This window comes from Caryophanon tenue, assembly GCF_001700315.1.
GTDB classification, from domain to species: Bacteria; Bacillota; Bacilli; order Bacillales_A; family Planococcaceae; genus Caryophanon; species Caryophanon tenue.
Genome location: NZ_MASJ01000001.1, coordinates 428,968 through 447,572, shown reverse-complemented (window position 1 = coordinate 447,572; position 18,605 = coordinate 428,968). Strand labels below are relative to the sequence as shown.

The window sequence follows — 18,605 nt, the reverse complement described above, 5'->3', positions numbered from 1 at the left end:
AAGGATTTTCAGGGAAGTACAAACGTTTGAATTGCGCTATTAGTGATTTTAGTATGTATTTTTTAGCCAGCAAGCTATAATGAGAAGTAAGTATAAATGAGCCTTACACATAAATGGGGGGATTGTTCATGTTAATTCGTAAATTAACCGTAGATGACGCGACAGCTTATCAGGAGCTACGCTTACAAGCACTACAAAAAAATCCTGAAGTTTTCGGTTCTACCTATGAACGTGAAGTACAATTTTCAAATGATGATGTCGCCAAGCGCTTAGTCGAAATTCCAAATGAGCAGTTTGTAATCGGGGCATTTGACGCTGACCAAACATTGCGTGGCATCGTATCATTTAAACGCGAAATAAGCCAAAAAATGCGCCATAAAGGAACACTTTTTGCGATGTATGTGACGCAAGAAATGCGCAATCAAAAAGTAGGTCTTCAGCTGCTGATGCATTTCGTACGCGAATGTGAACTTATTGACGGACTTGAACAGCTTAATTTAAGTGTGATTTCAAGCAATGATAGCGCCATTGCTTTATATGAAAAAGTTGGTTTTGTGAAATACGGACACGAAAAAAATGCGCTCAAATATTTAGACCGCTACTACGATGAAGATTTAATGGTCGTTGACGTAAGTCGCGTTCATTTTTAAGTCATATGCAAAAGGAGTTATCATTACGTTTATAACTTGGCTGCAACGCCACCGTACCGATTATGCTGATGAAAACCTATAACAGCATATAACTTCTCTCTACACATTAAAACGCGCTATGCATCCATCTAAACGATAGCGTATAGCGCGCTTCTATTTATGATACGTCCTCTTTATCTGAAACCGGAGCTATATACACTAACAGCACATGTACAGTAAAAAATACGATGAAAAATAAGCCGAAGAAAATAATTGTTTGAACAATACTATGCACAGCAAGCGTTTCTGACCAATCCATTAACCACGCACCGATTCCAAAAATAATAGCATAGCCAATCAAATAGGCTGCGCTAAATTGAATGCGCTGTTTTTTCACTAATTTACGCAAACTATGTCGATCCATCAAAAGCCGAACACTTGCCACAAATATCCCAATCATGATCATGCCAACCATTCACATCACCCCTCTTACGTATACGTAGAGGCATCGTAAAAGGTTTCACCTACTCCTTCACACCAATAATGGTCACATAATGCAGTGCACCACTTGCTAGCGCTTTTCCTGCTGCTTGCTCTGCCGCTTCTTTTGTCGTGTATTTCCCCGACTGCACGCGGAATGCATTCGCACCTTCAACGACCGAATAATGCATATGCTGGTGAAAGCGTTGTGTGCGCAGTGCCGCTTCAATGCGAGCCACAAAAGAGGCCCATCTTTTTTCATCGCGTATACGATGCGGGCAATTCTTTTTAGACCAATGATAATGCTGCCGTAGACGGTCAACGCCCCAATTACGTTCTGCTAATAATACCGCAATATATTGCACCGCATTTTCCTCTGCCTGTTTATAACGTGCACCTCCAGACTTAGAGTAGCAAATTTCAATACTAATAGACGAACGGTTCCCTTCGCCGTTCGCACCGTCACCTGCGTGAAACGCATTGCGTGTATATGGAATAGCTTGCACAATCGACACATCATCTATCGCTGTATGAAACGACACGTACCGGTCATTTGTCGTCATATAATCAATCTCCCGCAGCGCAGACGCATCATTTGCTGTATTATGCACCGTAATCGTTTCAGCTTTCATCGCATAAGGACTTTTTTTCGCATATTGCGCAGATCCTATCCACTTTTCGATAAATTGCACCATTGTATCACCCTCCTTGCTCTTTATATAACGTCTACTTCATGAAAAGTGGACCGCTTCTTCCATTTTTTGATTTAATGCTATTCATTTTTATTTACTACATTGGCAAATGTAGCTAATATGGTACACTAATTTATAATAAAAAATATATGTGTAAAGGACTACTTCATGATGCACAAACAAATTCGCTGGCGCCCTGTTATCGTTATTTTTTTGACAATACTTATCGTCGTTCCGCTAACATGGGCAGTCAATCAATATATTACATTCCAAGAAACGCTCGAAAAAATCACAAAGCCAATTGAACATGAACTCGAACTAGCAACAGCGAACGATGACACCACTTCGAACGCTCTACTCATTGATGAGCAAACGGATGAGCTTCGTCCGTTTTCGGTATTGCTACTTGGTGTTGACGAACGTGACAATGATGTCGGTCGCAGTGACACGATGATTGTCTTAACGGTAAATCCACATGTAGGTACAATTAAAATGCTAAGTATTCCGCGTGATACACGTACAGAAATCGTCGGACATGGGACAGTTGAAAAAATCAATCACGCCTATGCACATGGCGGTGTCTCAATGGCACTGTCAACAGTCGAACATTTTTTACAAATGCCTATTGATTTTTATGTGAAAGTAAATATGGAAGGATTTTTAACACTGATTGATACATTTGGTGGCGTCGAAGTGGACAATGACCTTGCCTTAACTTACCGTAATTATCATTTCCCTAAAGGGCATATTACATTAAACGGTGACGAAGCACTTGTCTTTTCACGCATTCGCTATGAAGACCCGCGTGGAGATTTCGGTCGTCAAACGCGCCAACGTTTGTTATTACAAGCTGTTTTAGCAGAAGCGAAAAACCCTGCAACGCTTATAACAAAGCTCGACAATATGTTTGAAGTGCTTGGCAATAATGTACATATGAATGTGACATCTAAGCAATTACATGAACTTATTATGCGCTACAATGATTTTAACAAGCAAATCGAACAAATCCAGCTTGAAAAAGGGCACGGTCAAACGATTGATGAACTTTGGTATTATATTGCGGATGATGTAGAAGTCATGCAAGTCAGTCGCAAATTACAGCAACATCTTGCCGAAACACTATAAACGTAAAAGAGAGTACCGTCTGTAAACACTGTCAGACGGTACTCTCTTTTACTATGCAACCACATACATTACACTAAATTGTAACGCTCTGCGATTTCATTTAGTTTCATAATCATCTCTTGGTTGCCGTAGTTACGCGCGATAAAAATTTCTACAAGTAACGCCTTTACCTCTTCTTCTGATAATGATGCAAAAAGCGCTGTAATTTGCTGTGGTAAAATCATCGACGGTGGTCCTCCTTTTTGATATACACCTTTACTTTATGAACAACATATGAAAAATGCAAGAGGTGACTCTTTATATTTTACTACGGTGCTTTACGCGAAATTTGTAGCATGAATTTGATTTTTTTTAGCTAAAGGTCTCATTTTTTTGTATAACCCTATACTTTATTTATTATTTTTACTATTATTTATAATAAATACGTATATGAAGGAGTTGACAACTTTGCGCTTTATTCGAATCATATGCCTCAGTGTGCTATGCTTCGTAACAATGGCGCTTCCTACTCAAGCGAAGTTTACAGATGTTCCGAAAACGAACCCGTATCATACAATGCTTGAACAGCTTGCTTATGATGGTACAATTACCGGTTATGCTAACGGTACATTTGCTCCATCTGCCGTTGTAACGCGTGCACACGTAGCGGCTATATTAAACCGCGCGCTTCCATTAAAAGCGATTCGTCCTGCAACGACATTTTCAGATGTCCCAAGTACACATCCGTACTATAAAGACATTCAAGCATTATATCGTGCCGGTATAATAGACGGCAACAATGGGTTCTATTCACCAAATAATCCATTAACGCGTGGGCAACTCGCTAAAATTTTAGCAAATGCTTTCCAGTTAGAGCCGCAGTCTACTACTGCCTTCAAAGATGTGTTACCTTCACATCAATTTAATACATATATTGGCGCGTTAGTCACAACTGGTGCGACAACGGGCTATAGTGATAAAACATATCGCCCTGGTGTATATGTAACACGTCAGCACTTTGCTGTATTTTTTTATCGTTTGCAGTATGAAGATACACTCCCACTCTCACCTGTCCATGACAGTGAGTATGAAAAGTATTTAGAGAAGTTAACAAAAATCCAAACAAAATATGGCATGTTTTACGGCTCACCTTCGATTCCTTATGATTATGTAAAAGCATACGCAAATGCTTTCACAAATGAGGAAGTCCATCAAGCTGCCGCGTACTTTGGCTTTACGCCTTCGCAAAAAACACGCTTCCTTATTTTGGATTATGATAAAGATACGTATTTATACAAAGGGGAACTCATCGATGACCCGTTTATTTTAGGCTGGATTAATTCCATTGAAAATGTCATCGTCTTAACAACGAATTTACAAGAAAAACCATATACAAAACCAGACGTTACGCTTATGAACCATGAATACTTCCATTGGATGCTATTAAATGAGTACGAAAACTACATTAGTACTGTATGGGTTGAAGAAGCGATTGCTGATAATATCGGCGCTTTATTTGCTGAGAACAAACAATCGTTTACAGAGACAACACTATTTAGTAAATATGTTGCCATTATTAAAGAACAAGGCTTTATGGATGAATACGAACCCTATAGTGAAGAGTCGATTGTCGCAATTGCCCTTCTTGAAAAAAAATATGGTAAAGATGCGCTCTTAGAATATTTACAGCTGACAAAAAAGATGCCCGATAAAGACGCTTTTTATAAAGTGTATAATATGCGCTACAAAGATATGTTCCAGCTTGTAAAAGATTATATTCAGTAAGCAATTACGATAACAAGCTAGACAAGACTTCAAGACAAAAGCAAAAGAGATTGGGACAAAAGGAAATATCCTTCAGCAATGACAACTGCTGAAGGATATTTTTCTGCTTTGGGTGCTACGCCACATAGCGGACGCGTTTCGCAGGCATGGCCTGAGCCTGTAGTCTCAAGCTCATGCTATTCCTGCAGAAGTCGCCGCTTGTGTCGGAACGCACCCGCAAATTCTTATCATCTCAATACACTTATTTTCATCAGAAATAGGGTTCTGTCCCAGTCTCCTTTTGTACTTCTTACTACACGTGTATCAGACATTTTTCACTTTGCTTCTTGTCTACGTGCTACTTACAGCGTCCAGTCATCGCGCAGCTCAATTAACGTCCCTTCAGGTGCATAAACTTTCGCAAGTTTGCCACCTTCTACTTCGTAAATAGCACCACCATGCTTTTCTTTAAAGCGATAGCCTTGCTGCTGTAATAATTCAACGAGTGGCGCTAACTGCTCGACCCATAAACAAAAATGTGCTAGTCCAAGCTGATTGATGTTGGTGTCAGCAAGTGTCTCTCCTTCTTTTGGCGTTTGTAGTTCAATATGAAACCCATCAATCGCAAGCCACGTATTATAGCTTCGTGTATGAAAGCCTGGTGTTTCGTGAAGCACCGTAAAACCTAATGTTTTGTAAAACGTCATGCTGTCGTCGTACGTATTTGTTTGAATACATACATGGTGTGCACGTCTTGTCATTCATAAAACCTCTCTTCATTTGCTCGTAAAATTTGAAAAAAATAATGATTTAACTCTGCTGGTGTTAAACGGTAATCTTCCTCATGCCACTGCATAATCATGCCCATAATCATATTGGCAGATGTACTCGCCTGAAAGCGTCGTTGGCGTTCATCGCTTATTGATCCAATCGTCTCTTCCATCAGCTGTTTAATAAATGAAAAGAGCTGATGATAATATGTCATCGGCATATTTGGGTCGAGTGCTATCCGATAAAACGCTTCGAACTGTTTCACATGATGAAAAATACGAATCGTGTCCTTCTCAATGTGTGTGACATTATAATTCGCCACATTGAGCGGTGCATGATAGCTTTGTTCTAAATCCGCGATAATGCGACCAAAATACAAATCAAATACATCGTGTACATTCGAAAAATGCTTATAAAATGTCCCACGATTGACGTCCGCACAACGACATAATTCACTAACTGTAATGTCAACAAGTGGCTTTTCGCGAATTAACAGTAAAAGTGCCTCTTGTAAGTGATGCAGCGTTTTTTCAATTCGTTTGTCCATTCTTCTCTCCTTAATCAACAACTTTTACTACAACTGTTCATTAACTTAATAAGCAGTATGTTATCGCTAGTGTTCTATTTTCTCTTTGTATTATAGTGATTAGTGAACAGATGTTCAATAATTATTAGGGGGACATTCCAATGAAATTAGAAAACAAAGTAGCCATCGTTACAGGTGCTGCATCAGGTATGGGTAAAGCGATCGCCGAAGCATATGCAAAAGAAGGTGCGAAAGTAGTCGTATCAGATATGAACTTAGAAGGCGCTGAAACAGTAGCTGCTGGCATTACAGCTGCAGGTGGTACAGCGATCGCTGTTGCAACAAACGTCACAAATGATGACGATTTAAAAAAAATGTTCGATACAACAATTTCAACATACGGACGTTTAGATATTTTAGTCAATAACGCAGGTATTATGGACGGTATGGAACCCGTAAATGAAATTACAGATGCTCGCTGGGACTTAATCTTCGCTGTAAACACAACTTCCGTAATGAAAACAATGCGCACGGCTGTCGATTTATTCTTAGAGCAAAAGTCAGGTGTTATCATTAACAACATTTCTGCTGGTGGCTTAAACGGTGGTCGTGCAGGTGCAGCTTACACGGCATCGAAACACGCGGTTGTTGGTTTAACAAAAAATACAGCATTTATGTATGCTCAATCAGGTATTCGCGTAAACGGTATCGCACCAGGTGCTGTTAAAACAAATATCGGCGCTTCTATGACCAACATGAGCCAATATGGTGCAGGTCAACAACAAAAAGGTTCTGCGTTAATCCCGCGTGTAGGTGAGCCAGAAGAAATCGCACAATTAGCAGTATTCTTAGGTTCTGAAGACTCAAGCTTCATTAACGGACAAGTGATTACCGCTGATGCTGGTTGGACAACTTATTAAGACATTTTTCGCTCAAACAAAAAAGCAGTGCCCGCAATGGGTACTGCTTTTTTTGTATTAGAACGGGTTTGTATTCACAAAGCTCGCTGTTTTTACATACATACGTTGTGGTAATTGTAATTGCGCCACAATATACTGTGCTAAATCAGCTGGGTGCATCATTTGCTCTTTTTTATCTTCATTGATTAAGTTTGCATCTGTCGCAAGCTCCGTTACGATTGTGCTCGGCGCTAGTGCAGATACACGAATATTGTTACGACGTACTTCTTGCGCTAATGATTCTGTAAAGCCAATAACCGCAAATTTCGATGCACTATACGCACTTGATGTACCAGCACCCGATAAGCCGCTCGTTGATGAAATATTAATAATATCTCCAGCGTTTTTGTCGATTAATTGTGGCAATACCGCACGTGTAATATTGTATGTACCGAATAAGTTGACGTTAATAATATTTTGCCACGTTTGTGGGTCCATATCTAACACTGAACCGAACTCGCAAATGCCTGCGTTATTAATTAAAATATCCGCATTACCTAATTGCGCTTTTAATGATGCGACCGCCGCTTCTGCTTGTGGTAAATCTGACACATCTGCTGCTGCATATGCTACGTTTACTCCGTGTGCTTGTAACGCTTGTTGCGCTTCTACTAAATGTGCCTCTGTACGTGCGATTAAACCGATATGTACGCCTTGTGCTGCTAACGCTTCTGCTACTGCACGGCCAATACCACGCGCCGCACCTGTAATAATAGCTGTTTTTCCTGCTAATGTTTGTGTCATCTATTTCTCTCCCTTTTACATGATTCGCCTTTATTGTACGTCACCTCTTCTCAAGAACACAAGCTACGTGCTTAAACAAATCCTTTCTGTACAAAAAACAATCGTTTTATAGTAAAATGAGAGTTCTGAAATGAACAAAAAACGAGGTGTACTGTTGGTGGACAAATTTATACAAGCTGTGCAGCAATGTACGCTACTTTTAACAAATACAGCAAAAGACGCCCTATGCGCACATTTCCGCTCCGAACATACTTTATTTGAGACGCAGCCGGAACTTTTACTTTATATTGAAAAACGTGCGCAACATGCGCCTGGTGAAACAAATGTCACCATATATATTGATGGACGTGAACATGACGATTTACAACCGCTCCTTGGGAACCGCATTGCCGTATTACACGCTGTACTACGCAATACGGGCTTTTTAGCGACCGGCTTTTATATTGCTGACACGCGCTTCCCTCTTCAAACGACGCGTCGCTTACATGCACGTGTGACGTTTAATACGCGTACGACAAACGCACAAATGCCCATTCCCTTTTATAAAGCATTGCGACAATTACCAAATGCCGAAGAACAACAGCAGACGATCAAAAAACGTATTGCTAGTTGGGAAGGTTATTTAAAAATTCAGGAACAAAATGCGTCCATTGACGATATTGAAGCGACCTATAAAGATATTCATTACAATGATGACTTCACGCGCATGACGATGCAACTTCAGCAACTGTCACCGAAACAGTGGCGTGCTCTTGAAGGCTTAAGCGTCACCATTCCAGGATACGGCGATGCCATTGGTGATGTGACACGCGCACAAGCAAACCGCCAAACGATTGATATTGAGTTGCAGCCACGTATTACACAACGCCTACGTAAACAACAGTTACCAAAAGGTAGTGGTGCCATTGCGTTTAGTAATTTTGCAAGCTTAAGCCAAATTCGTCGTCTACGTAAAGGCTTCCAAGATTTAGCGAAAGGCTACGCGGCGAATCCAAATTTAGAAAATATTTTATTTGAAGAAATTCCGCAAATTGAAGTACCAACAAAACGCGCACAGCTGACATTTCATAACCAATTAAATGAATACCAGCAAGAGGCTGTTATCGGTGCGATGTCTGCCAATGATTTATATTGTATTCAAGGGCCTCCAGGTACAGGGAAAACGACTGTTATTTCCGAGATTTGCTATCAAAACGCGCAAGCTGGTTTAAAAACGCTTGTTGCATCTCAGTCAAACTTAGCGGTGGATAATGCGCTAAGTCGTTTACTCGCGCATAAAGACATTCGTATTTTACGTTACGGACGAACAGAGAGTATTGAAGAAGAAGGCAAAAAATTTATCGAAGAAAATATCGGTCATTACTGGTTATCTACAACACGCAGTGAAATTGACCGTCACCTGTATTCCCAGCAAGCTGAGGAGCAACAACTACAGCAAAAACTGCAAGCAATTGACGCACAACTACTCGACAATGAACAGCAGCAAAAACGCGCGGACGAACAAATTTCAGAAAAAGCGGCAGCCAAAATTGAACTACGGACACTCAATAGTAAAGTGTTACCGCTGCATACAAAAATCGATACACTTGTCGCACCACGTAAGCAATTAGAACAGCAATGGACGAAGTTATCAAACCAATATAACAAGTTGTATCACCAACGATTAGAGTTGGAAAATTATATTGAAAATACACTGGATGGCTCTGCCCTAACTGCTCAAATTGAGGCACTCAATGAGGTCATTCAAGTGACGCAGGCAAAACGAAAATATTTACAAACGGAACAGCTTTACAAACAATGCCAATATGAACAACAGCAACTTGCGGCTCAGCTTGCAGATTTACAATATCGCCTGTCAAATGAGCAAACGATTATCGAAACGATTCAAACATGTACGAGTGCACAAGCGCTCCGTACGATTGTTGAGCAGTATACATTATCGTGCTCTGCCCTTGCAGAGCGCCTACTCCAACAAGCGATTCAGCAACAACAGCAAGCGGCATTATTTATGCGCTTAAAAGAGGTCAATACGCGCCTTGTGAGTGCGATTACCTTTATCGAGCAAAAGCTTGGACACTACGCTAATGATGTATTAACAGCGTGGCTTGGCACGATTTCGATTGAGCAAATTGATGCGCTTATTTCTGCGATGAAAACTGCCATTACTACGCAAGGTCGCGTCACATTTGACGAGCTTGGTCATCATTTAGCACAGCTTCGCGGAGCAAAAGAGTCGCTCAATATACAAGGTCGTGCGCTGAAGCCACAAGCAGATGTGTATGACCAAACATTGCGACAAGCAACGGCAACAATCGCTAATGAAATTGCATCACAGCTCCGTTTTGCAGCGCGCGACACGGTACAGCTTGAACAGCAATTGCAATCATTGGCACAGCAATTACAAACGCATGAAGCAACGCTCGCACAGCTTTCGATGAAGTTTTCGTTACCCATTGAGGAAGATGCCAATTTATTAGCACGTTTAGCAAATGAATACGTCAATGACTATTCCGCCTTGCAAACACAAGCTGGCACATTGAAACAAAAACAAGCGGAAGTTGCGACACTACTGACAGAAGAATTGCCATTAAAAGAACAGCTTGATACGGTACGTGCAGCGCTTGATGACAATCTTCAACAAGAAACGCTCTTAATGGAGGAGCTTGAAGTGTTTGAACAGCAGCGCCGACATTACCGCGAAATTGCTGAAAGTGATCCTGAAAGCACGTTACAACGGCTAAAAGAGGCGCATGTGGAGCTAGTCAATGCACAAGCGCAGCTACAGCTTGAGCTACAACAATTACCAATCAAACAGGCACTTCAAAATGAGTGGCGTAGCTTGCTTGATGAAGCGACAGACCATGACGTAGATGAAATTAAAAAGTTATACATTAAACATGCGAATGTTATCGGCACAACATGTGTGCAATCGGCCCGAAAAGACTTTATCGACAGTTACCCTGAGTTTGATGTTGTCATTATTGATGAAGTTTCAAAGGCAACACCACCAGAATTACTTTTACCGATGTTAAAAGGGAAAAAGATTATTCTTGTCGGAGACCACCATCAATTACCGCCGCTTCTTGGTGATGATACACTTGAAGAAACATTAACAGCGGTAATGAAAGATAATGAACGTTTCGAAGGTCGCGATGAGCTAGAAGGTCTCTTACGTGAATCATTATTTGAACGTCTCTTTAAGGCACTACCTGACACAAATAAACAGATGCTCGCGATTCAATATCGTATGCATGCACAAATTATGGCAGGGATTACACCGTTTTATGCGCAGCAACAAGGTGGTTTACAATGTGGTTTAACTGATAGTGATGCGATGCGTGACCATTATTTAGAAGGTCGCTTTGTGTCGCGTCATGACCATTTAGTTTGGCTTGATTTACCGAGTAAAGCGCCATACTTTGAACAACGTGTCAAAGATGGCAATAGTTTATTTAACGAAGGTGAACTCGCAACGATTCGCGATGTATTACTAGATATGAATGACGCAACTGCACGCGCAAAAGCGCAAGGGCTACTGCCAGCTGATGCTCGAAAATCAGTCGGTGTTATTAGCTTCTACGGTGAGCAAGTGAAAAAAATCAACCGCCTCATTCAGCAAGAAGTACAGCTACCGCATTTACACATCCGCACAGGTACAGTTGATAAGTTCCAAGGGATGGAGATGGACGTCATTTTAGTGAGTATGGTACGTAATGTTGAGGCATCGAAAGGACAAATCGGCTTCGCGCGTGATTATCGCCGCTTAAATGTTGCCGTGTCACGTGCGCGTGAGTTATGTATGATGATTGGTAGCGTTGAAATGTTTACGCAAAAAGAGCGTAGTGACAATGCGCGCCTGATGTACAAAACACTGTATGATACCATTCATGCGACAAAAGGAATACGCCAAATCGAGGCAGTAGAGGTGAGCTAAGATGGAAAAACTTCAAAAAACGTTGCAACAAAAAGTGACAGCGCCTCGTCATATTACGCTTAAGCATACAGAACAATTCACCATTCCTATGCAGGTGCTTCATGTCACGTATGCACCTGTTGAACGTGTTACGATGGATATTTTAATGAAAATGTTATTGTTAACATTTAGTCGTATACGCGTCACAAACTTACAAACAGTGAGTGATTTACTCGCCGTGGAGCATTTATTTGTCGAGGATTTAACAACGAGTCTAATACGTAATGAACTCGTGTCATATACAGACAGCTATCAATTAACAATGCGCGGTGAACAGCAACTAGCAGACGGCATTTTTGAAAACGCACAAGAGGAACAACAAGCGACACTTATTTATAGCCCGCTTCACGAACGCTTTATTGACGGTTCACACGACGCACTCTATGATTATGATTTGCCAGAGCCTTACCCATATTTAGAAGAAGAAACGCTACAACAACTTCAAGTAGCCGAAGAAACGGTGATGACTAAACTGCAACAGCTCCAGCCTGCAACAGATGGTATTCAAACGTATATTTCTTCGTTGCGCACGCTCGCCATTGCAGAAGTGATTGAAGTGCCTTGTCTTGCTTTTGTGCTCTATAATGAGCAAGAAGAAACCTTTTTCACACGTATTTGGAATGTGCTATTTGAAAGCTATGACGATGTACTCGAAGCCCATTACACTGAGCATGAAATTGCGAATTGGCGCACAAAATTTTTATAAAGCAAAAGAGCTATCCGAAAAAATCGGATAGCTCTTTTCATTCTGCCCCATGCAGCACATTTTATGTAAATGACCTTTAAGCTGCGTCATCTACAAGGGAAATCCAGTAGCGCTTTATATAACGCCCATCTTCTGTAATATAATCTTCTATTGACACGCCACCATTATATTCAATCGCCTTTCGTGAGCCAATATTGTCCGCTTCGCACGTTAATAACACGCGCATTAAGCCTAACTCACGCGCTTGTTGCAACGCTAGGCGTAAAATCTCCGTTGCATACCCCTTTTGGCGCTGTGACGGACGAATCCCATAAACGATATGTCCACCTTCATTATATAAATAGTCTACTAGCTCATGGCGAATGTTAACAACACCGATGACTTGCTCATCATCAATCAGCCAATAGGTTGAGCTTTGCATCCATAACGGTTTAATGCCGACACCACGCTCATGATTGTGTAAAATGGCAAGCATCGTTTCAAACGGCTCAGGTCGATGCTCAATAATATATGGTACAAAGGCTTCCCCTGATGAAACCCACTCGTCATAAAAAGCGCGGTACATATGTGCGTACACAATGGCTGGCTTTACTAACTGCATGGCTTCACATCCTTTCTCGTCTTACCTTTTATGTACCCGTATGTAAAATTGCTTTAAACGTCTCAAAGTGGCTTTACTAAATTAAACCATGTAATGCCTGCGTGGCTAGAGCTCGATTGTCCTTCATTTTGATAGCCTAGTCGCTCATAAAACGGCACAAGAAACGCTTGGCATGTCAATGTGACTGTTTCTCGCTCCTGCGCTTTTGCCTGCTGTTCTAGTTCGTATAATAACCGCGCACCAATCCCTTGCTTACGGTAATGTGGATGCACAGCTACGCCCAGTACCGTTTGATGCCCACCGCGTGCTCGGTTCGGCTGAATATGCGTAAATAAATCATCGCTAATATAGCGTTCACTTACGACCGGACCATTAATAAGTCCTACCACTTCTCCGGCTAACTCTGCTACAAAAAAGCTATCGGAAATTAGTTGTATACGCTCTTGAAATGCTTCCTTTGTCGCCGCCTCTTCCGGTGTAAAAGACGCTTGTTCAATTACAACAAGCGCCTCTAAATCTGTCTCTGTTACGTGTCGTATGTTCATAAAAGCCGTCCTTTCGCTACGTTGTCCGATAAAAGCCAAAATTCATTGTAAATTGCTTAGGCGGTTGTAAACTTTCAATTTCAACGCCAATTGGTTGTATTTCATTTTCTTCTCGCTCTTTAAATTCCAAAATGATATTCGCAAGCTTCAATCGATTATCAATGACCTGCCCACCAATCAGTTGTTGCCATGCAATCACTGTTTCATATGGATTTGTGACTGCATAATACACCTTTGTAATTTCTCCGTTTTCATTCGAAAAGCTACCTGTATCTTTTAATTGCTTCAACCTTACATCATCCGGCTCTTCCCACTGAATGAAAAATGGAAAACGCACGTCTTGGTCTGGTTTGCCTACAAATAAAAGTTGCCATTTTAAAACACTGCCATCTGGTCGTTTACGCGTATAGTGCTCTGGTCCATACGTGTCATACCCAGCGGCTTCGAAACGTTCACGCATCGCATCAATTTCTGTCGTGCGTAATGCAATTGTGACATGACCATCTGCATAGTCATTTTCTGCAAACATATACGCTAAACTATACGGAACTTCCGCTGCTTTTTTCGCAATCTCCATATCATATACACCGATAAACTCAATATACGTTAAGCCAAAATAGCATAATGTATTATACGTACCCCATTGTGGATGATGCCCACCTTCCACAACATGAAAATTTTGATACTCCATAAATAGCTTTGCTTCTTTCGGATTCTCTACATAGTGCACAATATGATCAACATATACGTTTTGCATCATTTCACCTCATTTACAATCTCTATCTCGTTTTCAGTCTATACCCAACTCGCATCGTATACCGAACATTTTTTCATAATTTTCGTACATTCAGCGAAAAAAAGACGTAGTGGTAAATTAGCCCTCTACATCTTTTTTCGTTACATCCACTTACTTTTTTAATCGTTCATTTCGGCGTTGCCAGTTTTTATAGCCCCAAAATTCCATAAAAGCAATCCCAATTACAATAATAATAATTGGTGTTGCATAGTCTGTTGGTGGACCTAAAAATATGCTTGCTAACATAATAGCGGCAACTAATAAAATAATATACACGACGTTTAGTTTAATGCGATTTGCGATATACTGTTTTTTTGTCATTTGAAACTCCTTTATATCTACTTGCATCATAACAAATATTGCATATTGATGTAAACGAAAGACACTAAAATTTAACGTAATCGCTACAATTACATCGCTCATCTCGACTATTACGCTCAGCAAATAGAACTTGGCACAGAAACCGAAAAGCAGCAAACTGACATTTATCAGTTTGCTGCTTTTTATGAATAAAGCCATCTTTATATTTTCAACATGTACGTTATGTCCCACACTCACGTAGATGCTTTACACTATCAATTATAGTGGAATATTACCGTGTTTTTTGTACGGACGATCTTCTTGTTTTGTTGATAACATATCTAATGCTTGGATTAACTTAATACGTGTTTCACGTGGGTCGATTACATCATCAACCATACCGCGAGATGCTGCTACATAAGGGTTTGCGAATTTTTGCTTGTACTCTTCAATCTTCGCTGCACGCGTTGCTTCTGGGTCAGCAGACTTCGCAATTTCACCAGCGTGAATAATGTTTGCCGCACCAGCTGCACCCATTACTGCGATTTCAGCGTTTGGCCAAGCGAATACTAAGTCAGCGCCAATTGATTTTGAGTTAAGCGCTACATATGCACCGCCGTAAGCTTTACGTGTAATCACTGTAATTTTTGGTACAGTTGCTTCTGAGTAAGCGTAAAGGATTTTCGCGCCGTGACGGATGATACCACCGTGCTCTTGCTTAACGCCTGGGAAGAAGCCAGATACGTCTTCGAATGTAATAACTGGTACGTTAAATGCGTCACAAGTACGAACGAAACGTGCTAATTTGTCTGAAGAATCGATATCTAAACCACCCGCTAATACTTTTGGTTGGTTACATACAAGACCTACTGACTCACCTGCGATACGACCGAAGCCAACAACGATGTTTTTCGCAAATTCAGCTTGTACTTCCATCCAAGAATCAGCGTCAACAACTTGCTCAACCACTTTACGTACGTCGTATGGACGAGACGCATCAATTGGCACAACGTCAACAAGCTCTGAACGGTAGTCATCACCTTCTGGACGAGGTTGTTTTGGCGCTTTTTCTTTATTGTTTTGTGGTAAGTATGATAATAATTGTTGAATTTGTTTAATCGCTGCTTCTTCATTTTCTGCGCGGAAGTGTGCGTTACCAGAAATCGAGTTGTGGACTTTTGAACCGCCAAGACCTTCTGCAGAAATTTTTTCACCTGTTACTGTTTCGATTACTTTTGGTCCAGTAATGAACATTTGAGATGTTTTATCAACCATTAAAATAAAGTCTGTAATGGCTGGTGAGTAAACCGCACCACCTGCACATGGTCCCATAATTACTGAGATTTGTGGAATTACACCAGAGTAAATTGAGTTACGGTAGAAAATGTGACCGTAGCCGTCTAATGACAGTACGCCTTCTTGAATACGTGCGCCGCCTGAATCGTTAATGCCGATAAATGGTGTGCCGTTTTTCGCTGCTAAATCCATTACCGCTGCGATTTTTTTCGCATGCATTTCACCAAGTGCACCACCGAATACTGTGAAATCTTGTGCAAATAAGTAAACATTACGTCCGTTAATTTTACCGAAACCTGTTACAACACCATCACCAGGGCCTTCTAATTTTTCCATACCGAAATCAACTGTACGGTGTGTGATAAATGGATTAATTTCAACAAATGTACCGTCATCTAGTAACATCTCGATACGCTCACGTGCTGTCATTTTTCCTTTTTCATGTTGCTTCTCAATACGTGCGTCACCGCCACCAAGCTCGATTACTTGTTTACGGTCATATAATTCATTGATTTTATCAAACATATCTAAAGTTGTTGTCATGATTAGTGCTCCCCTTTTTTGCTTTTATCACATAATTCATAAAGTACACCGAATGAATCTTTCGGATGTAAGAAGGCTACCTCTGCGCCACCTGCACCTGGACCTGGCTCATCAGATAAAAGGCGTACACCTTTTTCTTTTAACTCTGCCATACGTTCACGAATGCCTGTTACGCCGAATGCTACGTGTTGAATCCCTTCGCCGCGCTTTTCAATGTGCTTATGAATCGCACTTTCTTCGCTCATTGGCTCAAGTAATTCAATTTTCACATTGCCTGCATCAAGAAATGCTACACGCACTTTTTGTGATGGTACTTCTTCTACCTTTAATAGCTTTAGCCCTAGTGTTTCTGTATAATACTTAATTTGCTCGTCTAAGTTTTTGACAGCAATTCCAATGTGGTCAACTCGTTCCACGTTGTACAACTCCCTTACGATAGCGTTTTATTTCTTGAGAATTTTACGAAATTTGATAAACTAATGGTAATGTATATGAAGGAGCGATAATTATGAGCAATAAGAAATTTCAAAAAGCCGTTATTTATGCGATGGTAGTCATTATGCTAGTCTCTACAATTGCAATGGGTGCTATGGCCGTAATGGGCTAACCTCACCAACAGTAGTCGCCAGTAGTGGCGGCTATTTTTTTATTGTAAACCTTTAAAATTTTGCTTAATGGCTAAATATTCATCCATTTCTTCAATAAATGTATATAAGCCCGCCATCGCTAAAAATGTATCATGGTCTTTTGGCAGTGGCATGTTCGCAAATTCTTCACGCACAATGTCTAACTTTTCGCGGTACGTACTTGCTGTGTTTCCCGAATGGATATTATCTGCTAAGTCCTGTATAAAGTCAGCGACCAATTCGCTTTGTTGTACTATAACAGGAAGTGTAGTTACTTTCGGTAAAACACGTTCAATGATCTCTAGCTGTCTTTCTCGCATATCAAAATACGTGTAATACAAATTATCTTTTCGTGTTAAATGGTTCTCAACTTCTAAATAGGCTAATGCTTTCGCTTTATTGAGCGTATCGGCTGCATGAATCAGCTCTGCTCCGTCCCACGAAGCATCTCCATTGCGTAAATATTTGACGATTTCTGAAAATATTACGCGGTAATCTTCCTCTACTTGACGTCGATACAAGTCAATCAGCTTTGTGTTATCAGGCATATTCATGTTCACGGCGAGTGCAACACCGTAACCGATGGCCATAATCCCAAGCTCATTTACAAGTAAAGACCATGTGAAGTCTCCAACGGCATATATATGCATTAAAATAACCGCACTTGAAACGAAACCTGCTGCTACTTTTAATGTCACAAGCATTGGAATAAGTAATAAAATCAAAATCCCTAAAATCAACGGATGATAACTAATGCCCTCAAATAATATGTAAGCGAGTATCATCACAACAAACGTTGCGACAACACGTGTATAAACAGCATGCAGTGATTTTTTCTTTGTCGTTTGAATGCAAAGAATGGTTAAAATTGCGGCAGAGCCGTAAAATTCAAGACCGGCATAATAACTAATTGTAACAGCGAGCATTACACCAATTGCTGTTTTTAATGTACGATACCCAATGGAAAATCGCTTCATTTGCCTATCTCCTTACGATAAAGTTGCTGGGGGAAAAGCCCCCCAACACTTCATGTAATTATAGTTCTTCGCAGAATTCGTCGAAATGACCTTGTAAGTTCGCTACAACTGATGATGGGTCATGCCCTTCAATTTCATAGCGCCCTACTTCTGCTACCACTTGTCCATCTTTTAATAAGACGAATGATGGAGAAGACGGAATATGATCTTCACCAAATAAATAACGCGCTTCTGCTGTTGCCTCTTTATCTTGGCCAGCAAACACTGTTACTAAATGGTCTGGACGTTTATCGTAATGTACAGCATACGTTGCTGCTGGACGTGCAATACCACCTGCACAACCACATACTGAGTTTACCATGACAAGCGTTGTTCCTGAGCGTTCAAACGCCGCTGCTACTGCTTCAGGCGTTTGTAATTGCTCATAACCTGCTGCTTCCATTTCATTACGTGCTGTTGTTGTAATTTCACGCATAAATAAATCGTAATCCATATTCATTTCAATCGAACTCCTTTGTAATTAGGCTATTGCCTTTTAGATTCTCCCTTATCATAACAAGGAATGCGTGTGAT

At 40.7% G+C, this 18,605-nt stretch carries 21 protein-coding genes; 7 read left to right on the top strand and 14 right to left on the bottom strand.

All coding sequences use genetic code 11. The features are described 5' to 3' along the window. Positions 1-128: 128 nt before the first annotated feature. Positions 129-650, top strand: a complete 522-nt coding sequence (locus A6M13_RS02080; protein WP_066542461.1) for a GNAT family N-acetyltransferase — start codon at positions 129-131, stop codon at positions 648-650. Positions 651-807: 157 nt separating this feature from the next. Here the strand turns inward: A6M13_RS02080 and A6M13_RS02075 are convergent, their stop codons facing one another. Both A6M13_RS02075 and A6M13_RS02070 read right to left on the bottom strand, forming a co-directional pair. Then, entirely contained in the window at positions 808-1,104 is a 297-nt protein-coding gene (locus A6M13_RS02075; protein ID WP_066542459.1) for a hypothetical protein, read from the bottom strand. Positions 1,105-1,153: 49 nt separating this feature from the next. Further along, on the bottom strand, positions 1,154-1,804 hold the full coding sequence (locus A6M13_RS02070; protein ID WP_066542457.1) for a peptidoglycan recognition protein family protein: 651 nt from the start codon (positions 1,802-1,804) through the stop codon (positions 1,154-1,156). Between the two features lie 165 nt (positions 1,805-1,969). Here A6M13_RS02070 and A6M13_RS02065 point away from each other — a divergent pair, with 165 nt between their 5' ends. Next, positions 1,970-2,926: an LCP family glycopolymer transferase gene (locus A6M13_RS02065; RefSeq protein WP_066542456.1), complete on the top strand. Its 957-nt coding sequence runs from the start codon at positions 1,970-1,972 to the stop codon at positions 2,924-2,926. 68 nt (positions 2,927-2,994) lie between these two features. Here the strand turns inward: A6M13_RS02065 and A6M13_RS16215 are convergent, their stop codons facing one another. Further along, positions 2,995-3,150, bottom strand: coding sequence for a hypothetical protein (locus A6M13_RS16215; RefSeq protein WP_169817409.1), 156 nt, complete (start codon positions 3,148-3,150; stop codon positions 2,995-2,997). A 223-nt stretch (positions 3,151-3,373) separates the two neighbouring features. Here A6M13_RS16215 and A6M13_RS02060 point away from each other — a divergent pair, with 223 nt between their 5' ends. Continuing rightward, positions 3,374-4,690: an S-layer homology domain-containing protein gene (locus A6M13_RS02060; RefSeq protein WP_066542455.1), complete on the top strand. Its 1,317-nt coding sequence runs from the start codon at positions 3,374-3,376 to the stop codon at positions 4,688-4,690. A 341-nt stretch (positions 4,691-5,031) separates the two neighbouring features. On the opposite strand, the gene A6M13_RS02055 is transcribed toward A6M13_RS02060, so the two are convergent. Together A6M13_RS02055 and A6M13_RS02050 are read right to left on the bottom strand one after the other, a co-directional pair. Further along, on the bottom strand, positions 5,032-5,430 hold the full coding sequence (locus A6M13_RS02055) for a VOC family protein (RefSeq protein ID WP_066542453.1): 399 nt from the start codon (positions 5,428-5,430) through the stop codon (positions 5,032-5,034). Further along, the gene (locus A6M13_RS02050) at positions 5,427-5,987 is read right to left on the bottom strand and encodes a TetR/AcrR family transcriptional regulator (protein ID WP_066542451.1); all 561 of its coding nucleotides are present in this window, start codon (positions 5,985-5,987) and stop codon (positions 5,427-5,429) included. Before A6M13_RS02050 ends, A6M13_RS02055 begins: the two co-directional genes overlap by 4 nt. A gap of 140 nt (positions 5,988-6,127) precedes the next feature. Between A6M13_RS02050 and A6M13_RS02045 the strand changes: the two genes are divergently transcribed. Further along, the gene (locus A6M13_RS02045) at positions 6,128-6,886 is read left to right on the top strand and encodes an SDR family oxidoreductase (protein WP_066542450.1); all 759 of its coding nucleotides are present in this window, start codon (positions 6,128-6,130) and stop codon (positions 6,884-6,886) included. A 57-nt stretch (positions 6,887-6,943) separates the two neighbouring features. Here A6M13_RS02045 and A6M13_RS02040 read toward each other — a convergent pair whose 3' ends face one another. Beyond that, positions 6,944-7,669, bottom strand: coding sequence for a 3-ketoacyl-ACP reductase (locus A6M13_RS02040; RefSeq protein ID WP_066542446.1), 726 nt, complete (start codon positions 7,667-7,669; stop codon positions 6,944-6,946). A 130-nt stretch (positions 7,670-7,799) separates the two neighbouring features. On the opposite strand from A6M13_RS02040, the gene A6M13_RS02035 reads away from it, so the two are divergent. Beyond that, positions 7,800-11,603, top strand: a complete 3,804-nt coding sequence (locus A6M13_RS02035; protein WP_066542444.1) for a DEAD/DEAH box helicase — start codon at positions 7,800-7,802, stop codon at positions 11,601-11,603. A gap of 1 nt (position 11,604) precedes the next feature. Then, positions 11,605-12,348, top strand: a complete 744-nt coding sequence (locus A6M13_RS02030) for a hypothetical protein (RefSeq protein ID WP_066542443.1) — start codon at positions 11,605-11,607, stop codon at positions 12,346-12,348. 76 nt (positions 12,349-12,424) lie between these two features. Here A6M13_RS02030 and A6M13_RS02025 read toward each other — a convergent pair whose 3' ends face one another. The 6 genes from A6M13_RS02025 to mce form a co-directional block, all read right to left on the bottom strand. Continuing rightward, positions 12,425-12,949, bottom strand: coding sequence for a GNAT family N-acetyltransferase (locus A6M13_RS02025; RefSeq protein ID WP_066542442.1), 525 nt, complete (start codon positions 12,947-12,949; stop codon positions 12,425-12,427). 62 nt (positions 12,950-13,011) lie between these two features. Next, entirely contained in the window at positions 13,012-13,494 is a 483-nt protein-coding gene (locus tag A6M13_RS02020; protein ID WP_066542440.1) for a GNAT family N-acetyltransferase, read from the bottom strand. Positions 13,495-13,510: 16 nt separating this feature from the next. After that, positions 13,511-14,251 (bottom strand): VOC family protein, encoded by a 741-nt coding sequence (locus A6M13_RS02015; RefSeq protein ID WP_066542438.1) that lies wholly within the window; start codon positions 14,249-14,251, stop codon positions 13,511-13,513. Positions 14,252-14,401: 150 nt separating this feature from the next. After that, positions 14,402-14,611 carry a hypothetical protein gene (locus A6M13_RS02010; RefSeq protein ID WP_141680884.1) on the bottom strand — a complete coding sequence of 70 codons (210 nt, stop codon included), beginning with the start codon at positions 14,609-14,611 and terminating at the stop codon, positions 14,402-14,404. A 258-nt stretch (positions 14,612-14,869) separates the two neighbouring features. Continuing rightward, positions 14,870-16,429, bottom strand: coding sequence for an acyl-CoA carboxylase subunit beta (locus A6M13_RS02005; RefSeq protein WP_066542435.1), 1,560 nt, complete (start codon positions 16,427-16,429; stop codon positions 14,870-14,872). Positions 16,430-16,431: 2 nt separating this feature from the next. Next, positions 16,432-16,845, bottom strand: a complete 414-nt coding sequence (gene mce, locus A6M13_RS02000) for a methylmalonyl-CoA epimerase (protein WP_066542434.1) — start codon at positions 16,843-16,845, stop codon at positions 16,432-16,434. Positions 16,846-16,937: 92 nt separating this feature from the next. Here mce and prli42 point away from each other — a divergent pair, with 92 nt between their 5' ends. After that, the gene (gene prli42, locus A6M13_RS16210) at positions 16,938-17,036 is read left to right on the top strand and encodes a stressosome-associated protein Prli42 (RefSeq protein WP_169817408.1); all 99 of its coding nucleotides are present in this window, start codon (positions 16,938-16,940) and stop codon (positions 17,034-17,036) included. Between the two features lie 39 nt (positions 17,037-17,075). Here the strand turns inward: prli42 and A6M13_RS01995 are convergent, their stop codons facing one another. Both A6M13_RS01995 and A6M13_RS01990 read right to left on the bottom strand, forming a co-directional pair. Then, complete coding sequence (locus A6M13_RS01995) at positions 17,076-18,032, bottom strand: aromatic acid exporter family protein (RefSeq protein ID WP_066542433.1); 957 nt, start codon at positions 18,030-18,032, stop codon at positions 17,076-17,078. 58 nt (positions 18,033-18,090) lie between these two features. After that, positions 18,091-18,531: a BrxA/BrxB family bacilliredoxin gene (locus A6M13_RS01990; RefSeq protein WP_066542432.1), complete on the bottom strand. Its 441-nt coding sequence runs from the start codon at positions 18,529-18,531 to the stop codon at positions 18,091-18,093. Positions 18,532-18,605: the final 74 nt, after the last annotated feature.

Bases quoted from the DNA above. Each gene is read 5' to 3' on its own strand.
- A6M13_RS02080 (WP_066542461.1), top strand. From the start codon at position 129: ATGTTAATTCGTAAATTAACCGTAGATGACGCGACAGCTTATCAGGAG.
- A6M13_RS02075 (WP_066542459.1), bottom strand. From the start codon at position 1,104: ATGGTTGGCATGATCATGATTGGGATATTTGTGGCAAGTGTTCGGCTT.
- A6M13_RS02070 (WP_066542457.1), bottom strand. From the start codon at position 1,804: ATGGTGCAATTTATCGAAAAGTGGATAGGATCTGCGCAATATGCGAAA.
- A6M13_RS02065 (WP_066542456.1), top strand. From the start codon at position 1,970: ATGATGCACAAACAAATTCGCTGGCGCCCTGTTATCGTTATTTTTTTG.
- A6M13_RS16215 (WP_169817409.1), bottom strand. From the start codon at position 3,150: ATGATTTTACCACAGCAAATTACAGCGCTTTTTGCATCATTATCAGAA.
- A6M13_RS02055 (WP_066542453.1), bottom strand. From the start codon at position 5,430: ATGACAAGACGTGCACACCATGTATGTATTCAAACAAATACGTACGAC.
- A6M13_RS02050 (WP_066542451.1), bottom strand. From the start codon at position 5,987: ATGGACAAACGAATTGAAAAAACGCTGCATCACTTACAAGAGGCACTT.
- A6M13_RS02045 (WP_066542450.1), top strand. From the start codon at position 6,128: ATGAAATTAGAAAACAAAGTAGCCATCGTTACAGGTGCTGCATCAGGT.
- A6M13_RS02040 (WP_066542446.1), bottom strand. From the start codon at position 7,669: ATGACACAAACATTAGCAGGAAAAACAGCTATTATTACAGGTGCGGCG.
- A6M13_RS02035 (WP_066542444.1), top strand. From the start codon at position 7,800: ATGAACAAAAAACGAGGTGTACTGTTGGTGGACAAATTTATACAAGCT.
- A6M13_RS02030 (WP_066542443.1), top strand. From the start codon at position 11,605: ATGGAAAAACTTCAAAAAACGTTGCAACAAAAAGTGACAGCGCCTCGT.
- A6M13_RS02025 (WP_066542442.1), bottom strand. From the start codon at position 12,949: ATGCAGTTAGTAAAGCCAGCCATTGTGTACGCACATATGTACCGCGCT.
- A6M13_RS02020 (WP_066542440.1), bottom strand. From the start codon at position 13,494: ATGAACATACGACACGTAACAGAGACAGATTTAGAGGCGCTTGTTGTA.
- A6M13_RS02015 (WP_066542438.1), bottom strand. From the start codon at position 14,251: ATGCAAAACGTATATGTTGATCATATTGTGCACTATGTAGAGAATCCG.
- A6M13_RS02010 (WP_141680884.1), bottom strand. From the start codon at position 14,611: ATGACAAAAAAACAGTATATCGCAAATCGCATTAAACTAAACGTCGTG.
- A6M13_RS02005 (WP_066542435.1), bottom strand. From the start codon at position 16,429: ATGACAACAACTTTAGATATGTTTGATAAAATCAATGAATTATATGAC.
- prli42 (WP_169817408.1), top strand. From the start codon at position 16,938: ATGAGCAATAAGAAATTTCAAAAAGCCGTTATTTATGCGATGGTAGTC.
- A6M13_RS01995 (WP_066542433.1), bottom strand. From the start codon at position 18,032: ATGAAGCGATTTTCCATTGGGTATCGTACATTAAAAACAGCAATTGGT.
- A6M13_RS01990 (WP_066542432.1), bottom strand. From the start codon at position 18,531: ATGAATATGGATTACGATTTATTTATGCGTGAAATTACAACAACAGCA.